The following is a 10947-nucleotide window of genomic DNA, read 5'->3' on the forward strand; positions in this document are numbered from 1 at the left end:
ATATGATTCAGGATGTCGCTCATGTTTCTGTCTCAAAAAAGCTTTACGATCTTCTTGTACCACAAAATGTTACTATTTTGGAGATGTCTAAAATATATAAAGCGCTCGGGATGCTCGCACTCCTAAAAAACGCTTTTTACCAAATTGGACTGCTCCCAATCAACTAGCCTGAAAACTAAAAAGTAATTTCCAAGATAGATCGCATATTCTGTATGTGGGTAGATGCTATAATTTGTAGCAAATGCTTTAACAGGGCGCTGATATACGCTCGCCAGCTCAGACCGAAAGACGTAGAGACGACTAATTGATGGAAGCTTGGCAAACCCCACAAACTAATTTAACCGACATTCCGATCGCCGAGGAACTGTCGCGCCGCACCCCTCGATCCCACGATCCAAAAGCAGAAAACCGAGCGCTACAAATGCTGGCTCGACAACTGGCAACCTCACCCCACACGCTGCTCAAAACACTGGTTGCGATCGCTCAAGATTTGTGCGGGGCAGGAAGCGTCGGAGTCTGCTTGCTAGAAGAAAATACAACTTCCGAACAAATATTTGGCTGGGAAGCGTTGGCGGGCGCGTGGGAAGCCGCAGAAGATAGAAACACACCCCGCAAATTGCGTTTGTCGGGAGCTGGTTTCGATCGCCAAACTCCCCAGCTTTACTCCGCTCCAGAACAATACTTCACCGACTTGCAGCAGCTAGAATTGCCGATCGCCGAAGCGTTAGTCGTGCCGCTGCAAACAGAAAATCAACCGCTGGGGGCAATATGGATTGTATCTCACGATGCCGATCGCCAGTTCGATGCCGAAGACTTGCAGATCGCGATCGCCCTAGCAGACTTTGCCGTTGCCGCCGTACAAATCGATCGCGCCGATAGAACCAAAGAAGCTTTGCGAGAAAGCGAAGAACGCTGGCAGCTAGCCTTGCAGGGAAACAACGACGGCATTTGGGATCAGAACCTGCAAACCAATGGCCAGATCCTGAGCGATCGCGGTTTAGAGATTTTGGAACGTCGGCCCGAAGAAGTCAAGCACTTCAGCCAATTTTTAAGCTACATTCATCCCGATGATTTGGAGATGGTGCAAAGCAATTGGCAGCAGCACTTGCATAGAGAAACCTCACATTACTGCTGCGAGTACCGTATTCGCTGTCCCGACGGGCGCTACAAATGGATTTTAGCCAGAGGGCGAGCAATTTGGGACCACTCAGGCAATCCCTTGCGGGCCGTGGGCTCCTTCACAGATATCAGCGATCGCAAACAAACTGAAATTGCCTTAAAACAAAGCGAAGAACGTTTGAGCATCGCCATCGAAGGCTCAGGCATGGCAACCTGGGATTTAGACGTGCGAACAAATCGAGTAATTTGGTCGGCGACCCATTTCAGCATTTTGGGCTGCCAACAGACACCGGGCGGCGAAACAACCTTCGCTGCGTGGCAAAACTGCGTGCATCCAGACGACTTAAAGCAAGTGCTGGAGGCAATAGAAACAGCTCGGCAAACCCGATCGCTCTACTCCCCCGAATACCGCATCATCCGCGCCGACAGCGGAGAAATCCGCTGGTTGAGTTCGTTCGGGCGCTATCTCTACGACGCCGCAGGCGAAGCAGTGCGGTTTATCGGAGTATTGTTTGATACTACCAATCGCAAAATGGCCGAACTCGCCCTGCACCAGAGCGAGCAAACCGTGCGCCGTCAACTTCTAGAGATAGAGTCGCTCTACCAAACAACTCCCGTGGGTTTGGCCGTTTTAGACAGAGATTTGCGGTACGTGCGGCTCAACCAGCGGTTAGCCCAAATCAACGGCTTGCCCGTGGAAACGCACATCGGCAGGACGGTGCGCGAAATATTCCCCGGCTTGGCAGACACAGCCGAAGCTGTGTTCCGCCGCCTTCTCGAAACCGGAGAACCCATGCAAAATGGTGAAATCAGCGGTGAAACCAAAGCTCAACCCGGTGTTGTACGCACTTGGCTCGTGAATTGGTGGGCGCTCAAAGACACGGGCGGGGAGATTGTCGGGATGAATGTCGCGGTACAGGAAATTACCGATCGCAAAATCGCCGAACTCGCCTTGCAAGAAAGCAACAACCGCTTTCAGTTAGCTACAAGGGCGATCGACGGCATCGTGTTTGAGTGGGATTTGGCAAGGAACTCTGTTTACCGTTCCGAGGGACTGTCCTCGATCGTCGGTGTCCGCCCAGAGGACGCACCCGCAACACCAGAGTGGTGGAGAGAACGCATCCATCCCGTCGATTTGCCGCGCATCCAAGCCGGGGCGGACTCAATCTTAAGTGCTGAGCGCTACGAAATCGAGTACCGAGTGCGGCACGAAGACGGGCGCTGGATCGATGTTTGGGAGCGCGGCAGTTCGATCCGCAACCAGCAAGGTGAACTGACCAAAATAGTCGGCTTCACCAGCGACATTACCAAGCGCAAACAAACAGAAGCAGCACTGCGCGATCGCGAAACCCACCTGCAATTGATTCTCGACAGCGCCAAAGACTACGCCATCTTCACCCTCGACATCGGCGGACACTTTACCACTTGGAACTCAGGCGCGGAAAGATTGCTGGGCTATACCGAAGCTGAAATCGTCGGCCAGCACGGAAGAATCATCTTCACCCCAGAAGACTCAGCAGCCGGAAAGCCGGAACTAGAAATGCACCTCGCCCTGACTCACGGAAAGGCAGTAAACGAGCGCTGGCACGTCCGCAAAGATGGCAGCCGCTTTTGGGGCAGCGGGCTGGTGATGCCCCTGCGCGACGCAGGAGGCGAGGTGCAAGGTTTCCTGAAAATCATGCAGGACAAAACCGAGCGCCGGCAAATAGAAGAAGCACTGCGGCAAAGCGAAAATCGCTACCGCACTATCGCCGATGGCGTCCCGCAATTAATGTGGATCAACACCGCCGACGGCAGGTTAGAGTTTTGCAACCAACACTGGAAAAGCTACACGGGCATCAGGCCAGCACAATTGCCGCTGGCTGCACCGGTGCTGCACTTATTTCATCCTGAGGATCTGCCAACAGTTGTCCCCACCCGCACCAAGGCGATTGAAGCAGGGGAAGCCTACGAATTCGAGTGTCGGGTGCTGCGGTTTGACAGCACCTACCGCTGGCATTTAGCGCGACTTGTACCCATCAAAGACGCGAAGGGACAGGTGGTGCAATGGGCCGGGATCGGCATTGATATTGACGATCGCAAACGAGCCGAAGAAAGCTTAGCAGAAAGCGACCGTCGCTTCCGCTTCCTGGCTGAGTCGCTGCCCCACCTGATTTGGAACGTAGACTCCGGCGGGGCAATTCGTTTTACAAATCAACAAAAATGGTTGGAATATCTGGGAATCTCTTACGAGGAAGCCGTTCACAACAATTGGGAGTCCCTGGTGCCGCCGTCCGATGCGGCAGAAGCTTTTGCCCGCTGGCAAGAATGTCAAATCACCGGAGAAGTTTATCAAGTTGAGCTGCGCCTGCGGCGGGCAGCAGACCAAATGGAACGCTGGCATTTGTCCCGGGCCGTGCCAATTCGCGGCGCGGGGAACCAGATTGTCGAGTGGATCGGCACGTATACCGATATTCACGATCGCAAACAAGCCCAACTGAACGAGCAGTTTCTCTCCGATCTCGAAGTCCGCTTGCGGCAGCGCTCTAACCCGGCAGAAATGTTGTGGGAAGCGATGAACAGTCTGGGAGAATATTTACAGGCCGATCGCTGCATATGGCACGAAATCGATGTAGAAGCCGATCGGGCAATTGTCCGGCAAGACTGGCATCAGCCCGACCTGGCCAGCGTCGCCGGCACCTATCCCATCTCAGACTTTAAGACGCCAGAACTGAAAGCTCTGTCTATGGCAGGTCAAACACTTGTCATCTCAGATATCGCTAAATTCCCGGATACAGCGCATTTATTCGATAACTACGGTGCCCTTTGTATTCGCGCTTTGGTCGATGTTCCCTGCCTTCAGGAAGGGCGCTGGGTGGCTCTTTTGGTGGTGGCATCAAAGGCGGTTCGGCACTGGCGGCCGGATGAAGTTTCGCTGATGCAAGAAGTGGTGGCTCGCCTGTGGACGGTGATCCTGCACGCGCGAGCCGTGCATGAGCTGCACGAAAGCGAGGCTAGGTTCCGCGCTCTAGCTGACAACATCGCTCAGTTGGCCTGGATGACAGATGCTGCTGGGGGGATTTTCTGGTACAACCAGCGCTGGTTTGACTACACGGGTACCACCCTAGAGGAAATGCAAGGCTGGGGCTGGCAGCAGGTGCATCACCCGGAACACGTCGATCGGGTTGTCGCAAAATTTAGGCGCTGCATTGAAACAGGCGAACTCTGGGAAGATACTTTCCCCTTGCGCGGCAAAGACGGATCTTACGGCTGGTTTCTCTCCCGCGCCGTGCCAATTCGCGACGATCGGGGCAAGGTGCTGCGCTGGTGCGGCACCAACACCGACATTACCCATCGCAAAGTTGCAGAAGCGGAACGGGAACGCCTTCTAGCCCGGGAAAAGGCAGCGCGGGAAGAAGCAGAACAGGCTAACCGCGTCAAAGACGAATTTTTGGCTGTTTTGTCCCACGAATTGCGGACTCCCTTAAACCCGATTGTGGGCTGGACTAAGCTGCTGCGATCGAACTGTCTGACACCGGAAAAGCAGCGTTACGCCTTAGAGACGATCGAGCGCAACGCCAAACTGCAAACCCAGCTTATCGAAGATTTGCTCGACGTGTCGGGGATTCTGCAAGGCAAGGTCAGCTTGAATATTGCACCTGTGGATTTAGCCGGGGTCATCGGCGCTGCTATTGAAACGGTGCGTCTGGCGGCGGAAGTCAAGTCGATTCAAATCAGCACTAAATTTGCATCGAATCTCGGCCCGGTGTTGGGCGATGCGGGGAGACTTCAGCAGGTACTCTGGAATTTGCTGTCAAATGCCGTCAAGTTCACCCCGCCGAGAGGCAAAATTGAAGTCGTTCTCGATCGGGTTGACACCGACGCCCAAATTACTGTAACTGATACTGGAAAAGGTATCGAAGCTGATTTTCTACCTTATGTATTCGACTACTTCCGGCAAGCTGACAGCACGATGACGCGCAAGTTTGGCGGATTGGGTTTAGGATTGGCGATCGTCCGCCATCTCCTCGAACTCCACGGCGGCACGGTGAAATCGGAAAGTGCAGGCGAAGCACAAGGCGCCACATTTACCGTCACGATACCCCTGATGCCCGCGCAACCTCAGACAAGTCCTGCTGCGGCTGCGCCGGAGCAATTCTCCAATTTGAGCGGTATCAACGTGTTAGCGGTGGATGATGATGCCGATGCGCTAGATTTGGTGGTTTTTCTGCTTGAAAATTGTGGGGCTAGCGTTACAGCAGTTTCTAACGCCGACGATGCCTTGGGGGTTTTAGCTCAGTCTGTGCCGGATTTGCTGTTGAGCGATATTGGAATGCCTGACACGAACGGTTATCTGTTGCTGCGGCAGGTTCGGGCTCTGGCGCCAGAGCAAGGGGGACTCGTTCCGGCGATCGCCCTCACCGCTTATGCTGGAGAAATTAACTATCAGCAGGCGCTGGCTGCAGGCTTCCAGCGGCATCTTTCTAAGCCTTTTGACGTGGACAAGTTGGTGCAGGCGATTTGGGAGGTACTCGGTCGATCGGGCGGAAACAACATTATTTAAGGTCTTTTTAGGTCTGAAAAGTCTTTATTTAACGAACCGCCAAGACGCAAATAACGCGAAGAAGAAAGGAAGAAGAAAGGAAGAAATAAATAATATCAAATCCGGTTACATCTGAGATGTTGCACCATTCTCAATAAAGCTTTTATAGGCAGCGTCGGAGCAACGGCACATAAGAAAATCCATCTATATGTGAAACAAGCCGGAAAGCCTGTCCTTGACAATGGTGCAATATCTCAGATGTAACCAATTTTACAGTCGTTCGGTCGTGCTTCATCTCAAACAAAAAAACCTCACAGATGGAGGTTTTTTGATGATTATTGGCGATCGTCGGACAGGTTAAAACATCCTGTCCCTGCATGATGCCCACAGCCCTAATACTCGATTATTAGCGGTAGTCAGTGCGCACGGCTGGATCGCGATCGCCCGTTGTAGTGGTATAGCGGACATTTTCTTCGCGTTTGCGGGGAATCAAACCTAACAAACCGGACAAGCCAAGCAATCCCAACCATCCCCAGTCAAAATCGCGATCTGTCTCAGCATTGTAGACATCGGAGCGAGGAGTTGTGGTGGTGGTAGTGCTGTTAGTACCGCCAGTAGTACCGCCAGTTGTATCTGTCTGAGCCGAAGCTGGCAGATTACCTGGTACCATGGCTAAACCAGCAGCTAGAATGCCTGCACCGATTGCTTTGGATAAATCAGAACGTTTCATAATTCAAATGCTCTCTGTTGGCAAAAATCTTTAACTATCATCACTATATCGATCGGCTATTAAAGTTAAATCCACCTCTAGCAGTAAACATTGTTATGTTCCACGTATAACTACAGATTGATATCAAATTTTTAGCAGGCGCACGAAATTAAAGATTGCTCGCGGAGGCACTCCGGCACTATAAATCGCGGGTCTGGCACCAGACTCGGTTATGAGGCACTCCCGCACTCCCGACAACAGACAAGGTGTTGTTGACAAAAAAAGGTAAACTCAGATATTGCACAGACAACTGTTGGAACTCGATCGACGGAGATAAAAACTTTTGGGAATAGAGCTACGCAGCTACGTATTTCTAGACAATTTGCAGCCGCAGCACGCAGCATACATCGGTACAGTCGCCGCCGGATTCTTGCCGCTGCCGGGGGATGCGTCGCTGTGGATAGAAATCTCGCCCGGTATCGAAATTAACCGAATCACCGATGTCGCCTTAAAATCAGCCTCCGTGCGCCCGGGAGTGCAGATAGTCGAACGCTTGTACGGCCTTCTGGAAGTACACTCGAGTCAGCAGGGGGAAACGCGGGCCGCAGGCAAAGCAATTCTAGAATTCATGGGAGTCCGCAGAGAAGAAGGTATCAAACCGCGAGTGATTTCCAGTCAAATTATTCGCAACATTGACCCCCACCAAACACAATTAATCAACCGCACCCGCCGCGGACAGTTGCTGCTGGCGGGACAAACGCTTTATGTCTTAGAAGTAGAACCGGCTGCTTATGCAGCGCTGGCGGCCAATGAAGCAGAAAAAGGCGCATCTATTAACATCTTAGAGGTTCAGGCTGTAGGCAGTTTCGGACGGCTTTACCTCGGCGGCGCAGAACGAGATATTATAGCAGGTTCCCAGGCAGCAATTGCGGCGGTGGAAAACGTAACGGGTCGAGAAAATCAAGCAATTTTTGGTCGCAAGGAATAGCCGTTAAAGGAGATGCAATTATGGCAAACACACAGCATTTAGCGCTGTTAAAAAAAGGTGCTGTTACTTGGATTGAATGGAGAAGTCTCAACCCAAATATAGAACCGGATCTCAGCGAAGCTAACCTCGCTGAAGCAAATCTAAGAGGTGCTCATCTTTGGCGCTCGAATCTTTTTAAAACAGACTTGTTTAAGGCTAAATTAATTGCGGCTAACCTCGCCGAATCTAATCTTAGTTTAGCAAATCTTGCCGGAGCGCAACTGCTCGAAACTAATTTAATTAAAGCTAATTTAACTGGAACCAACCTGCGATCGGCCGACATGAGGCGAGCTGATTTGAGCGGTGCTAATTTAATTGGGTCTGACATCACCGCGGCCAATCTCCAACAAACCGATTTCGCAGATGCGAATTTAATCGGTGCGGTGATGTTTCGAGTTAATGCGATCGGCGCGAACCTCAACTTTGCTAATCTCAGTCAAGCCAATCTCACTCAAGCCGAATTTATTGAAACACATTGCTATGCAGCCAATTTCTCTAAGGCTAACCTCGGGGAAGCTCACTTCACTGCCGCCTATCTTTTCAAGGCAAATCTCTGTTTTGCGGAGTTGAGCGCTGCCGATTTCCGGTGGGCAAACCTCGGCAAAGCTGATTTGAGAGGGGCGAATTTGACCAGGGCAAATCTCAGAGGAGCGAACTTGGCGGGAGCTAATCTGGGCGAAGCTATTTTGAAAGGAACAATCATGCCTGACGGCAGCATTATTTCATAAATATTGGATAATATTTAGTCCTGTAAAATAACCGCGATAGTTAAAAAAAATCCAGTTGCGCGTTTACCGACAGCATCGCCAAAACATGAAATTTTGGGGCGGGTTCAGACTTTCTCTCTCATACAAATCCGAGATTTAGTAAACCCGCCTCGGCTCAAAACTCGCAACTGTCGATCGACTAATTTTTGCCGGCCGGCGATACTTGATAAAGTCCTCTGACGGGGCCTGGATCGGTCTGTAAATCCTGCTGCTGTGTTGGAAGTGTAAACTGATCTTGGAGCCCGGCGGGAGTGGGGAAACAGCCGCTCGGTTGAGGTGCTAGCTGGCAAGCAGCAGGCAGTGCCATGATTGAGGAATCGAAGGGATTGACGGCATCTGGGACGCGGAGAATCGGATCGCTGGAAACTTGCCGCTGCATTACTCGTCGGTAAAGGCCGTTGACGCGACTCGCATCCCTCTCCATTTCTTTTTCGGGAAAGGCAACGACGCCGCTGGGGGAACCGATGCCTAAATAGTCGCCCAAGTAACCTTGCAAGCTGAAGTTTTGGTAAAAGTCTCCTGAAGCTTCAAAGACTTGTCGGTTGAAGTCGTCGGCAATCGGGTGAAATCGAGCTGTTTGTGCTTGAGCTGGTTTGACGGATGCCATTGCGGCAGAGGCGACAGCGAGAATCAACGCGCCGCTCAGGCTTTTTAACTTTTGACTCATAATATTTCAGCCTCCTTAATTAATTCCGATTCCACTATAAACTGATTATCGGCGGATTATTTGTGTTTTTTACACGGTGTGAGTTATGGATGCTGCGGATTTAAAGGTGTTGCGCGATCGACTTCTAGATTTGTTGTGCGAGTTTGCCTATCGCGAAGGCGATTTTGTGCTGTCTTCGGGGCAGAAAAGTTCTTATTACATTAACTGCAAACCTGTGACGCTGCACGCTGAAGGTGCTTTGGCAACGGGACGTTTGCTGTTGTCGATGCTGTCGTCGGATGTGCAAGCGGTGGGCGGTTTGACTTTGGGCGCTGACCCGATTGTAACTGCGGTGAGCGTGGTTTCGGCTTTGGGCGATCGACCTATACCAGCTTTAATTGTCAGAAAGGAGACGAAGGGACACGGGACAATGGCGTATATTGAGGGCCCACTGTTGCCAGAGGGGACGAATGTGGCGGTTTTGGAGGATGTGGTGACGACGGGTAAGTCGGCGATGCAGGCGGTGGAACGGTTGCGGGGTGCCGGTTATAAAGTCGATCGCGTGTTGTCGCTGATTGACAGGGAGCAAGGTGGTGCTGAGTTTTATCGCTCTGTTGGATTGGACTTTGAGGCAGTTTTTACGATTAAGGATCTTAAGGAATGGCGATCGCGCATCCCTGAATCAGAAGAATAGCCCTACCTTCTGCCTCCAAAAATATAACAAAGGCGCAACTTTAGTCGCTACTGCTAAATGTTAGTGATTAAAGTCGCTGCTACCAAGAGCTGAAGGAATATTTACGGGCAATGGGTAAGTCCTGGTGCCATTTGTCGAGAGTTAAAAAGGCAGGGACTAAAAAAAAAATACGATCCTGGGCCGTCAAGCTGCGACGGCGTGTGGGTACAAAAATTAAGAGTAAAATACTCGGAAAAAGTGAATAATACAGAGCCATAAAACTTGGTATTGCTAGAGGAAATCGGTGTTTGATTGGGTGGGATTATAAACTATGGCCCCTCTAATTTTATCAAAATCAGCTCAGATACTTGGATCGCAATGGAAAATAAAGTTTTCCGTGCTAAACAAGAGCAAGCTTTCAGGTCAGAGTCTCTACCAATCGGCAGATTTTAGCAGAGGTAAATTATAACCTGAGTGAGATATTAACTAGAGAAGACTGTTTTAATATGTTACATGACCCGACGCAAGGAGAAGCAGTAATGATTTTACCTGCATCTATTCAAGGGAAATGGAAACTACTGGCAACAGCCTTGATTTTTCCTCTGACACTAATTGGTGTTGGCATTCAGCAACAACCGCTTCAAGCACAACAAAATCCATCTAAGAGTAATGTTGCTGCATTGCCAGATGGTATTTACCTGTACGGAGATTCGCCACAGCCCAACCAAGTTCTTCAAAACTATATTGTGTTTCAACGCCAGAACGATCGGGTCGTCGGTGCAATCTACGCGCCGCGATCGGACTTTGCGTGCTTCACTGGTAAAATCCAGGGAAATACACTTTACGGGAAGGCAATCTCAGCCGGAAAGATTCAAACAGTTGAAATCAATACTCAGCTAACCAATCTGCATTCTATTCGCACAATTAGCTCAAACGATCGGCGCATTCTTTCAACGTGCCAAGAAACTGCGCAAGCTAACATATCCAGGTAACTCTTTTACTTAGCTCAAATGCTGCATGAGGCGGGCGGTGCGTTACAGTGCGTTAACGCACCCTACGAATTGAAAATTTATCGTTACCAGGCTCTACCTGGTAATGAATATCTAGAGGCTCTACCTCGATTGAAAAATAGTACAAAATATGAGTTTTGACCGGCGGCTTAATGGCCCTGAAAAAAATCCGTTTTATTGACTTATTCTCAGAAATAAACGGCATGAGATTAGCGTTTGAATCCGCCGCTCGTTCCTTGAATCTGGAAACAGAATGCCTCTTAAGCAGCTAAATCAATCCCGACGCTCAGTTAGTTTACCAGTACAGGGTAGGCGACTAATTGACTATTGCCGTGGCAATTCGATTCATTCTGGGGAACTGGGTTTGCGAGGCGAGTGCAGTTTACTGGAGTTTAGACTAGGCAGCAAGAAAAGACTCAGCAAAGGTGAGTTGAAAATAAATAGACTTCAGATCTGAAAATCTACACTACTAAG

Annotated in this window: 7 protein-coding genes; 5 read left to right on the forward strand and 2 right to left on the reverse strand. The window is 50.5% G+C overall.

All coding sequences use genetic code 11. The features are described 5' to 3' along the window. Positions 1-307 precede the first annotated feature (307 nt). Positions 308-5662: a PAS domain S-box protein gene (locus tag E5S67_RS29360; protein ID WP_172192633.1), complete on the forward strand. Its 5355-nt coding sequence runs from the start codon at positions 308-310 to the stop codon at positions 5660-5662. Between the two features lie 385 nt (positions 5663-6047). Here E5S67_RS29360 and E5S67_RS29365 read toward each other — a convergent pair whose 3' ends face one another. After that, positions 6048-6371 (reverse strand): WGxxGxxG family protein, encoded by a 324-nt coding sequence (locus E5S67_RS29365; protein ID WP_172192635.1) that lies wholly within the window; start codon positions 6369-6371, stop codon positions 6048-6050. 322 nt (positions 6372-6693) lie between these two features. Here E5S67_RS29365 and ccmP point away from each other — a divergent pair, with 322 nt between their 5' ends. Both ccmP and E5S67_RS29375 read left to right on the forward strand, forming a co-directional pair. Further along, positions 6694-7338 (forward strand): beta-carboxysome protein CcmP, encoded by a 645-nt coding sequence (gene ccmP / locus E5S67_RS29370; protein ID WP_172192637.1) that lies wholly within the window; start codon positions 6694-6696, stop codon positions 7336-7338. Between the two features lie 20 nt (positions 7339-7358). Further along, a complete protein-coding gene (locus E5S67_RS29375) occupies positions 7359-8105 on the forward strand; it encodes a pentapeptide repeat-containing protein (protein ID WP_172192639.1) in 747 nt (248 codons plus the stop codon). Positions 8106-8283: 178 nt separating this feature from the next. On the opposite strand, the gene E5S67_RS29380 is transcribed toward E5S67_RS29375, so the two are convergent. Further along, positions 8284-8811 (reverse strand): hypothetical protein, encoded by a 528-nt coding sequence (locus tag E5S67_RS29380; protein ID WP_172192641.1) that lies wholly within the window; start codon positions 8809-8811, stop codon positions 8284-8286. A gap of 85 nt (positions 8812-8896) precedes the next feature. On the opposite strand from E5S67_RS29380, the gene pyrE reads away from it, so the two are divergent. Then, the gene (gene pyrE / locus E5S67_RS29385) at positions 8897-9484 is read left to right on the forward strand and encodes an orotate phosphoribosyltransferase (RefSeq protein ID WP_172192642.1); all 588 of its coding nucleotides are present in this window, start codon (positions 8897-8899) and stop codon (positions 9482-9484) included. 518 nt (positions 9485-10002) lie between these two features. Further along, the gene (locus tag E5S67_RS29390; RefSeq protein ID WP_246277038.1) at positions 10003-10455 is read left to right on the forward strand and encodes a hypothetical protein; all 453 of its coding nucleotides are present in this window, start codon (positions 10003-10005) and stop codon (positions 10453-10455) included. Positions 10456-10947: the final 492 nt, after the last annotated feature.

Source organism: Microcoleus asticus IPMA8 (genome assembly GCF_013179805.1).
Taxonomy (GTDB): domain Bacteria; phylum Cyanobacteriota; class Cyanobacteriia; order Cyanobacteriales; family Microcoleaceae; genus Microcoleus; species Microcoleus asticus.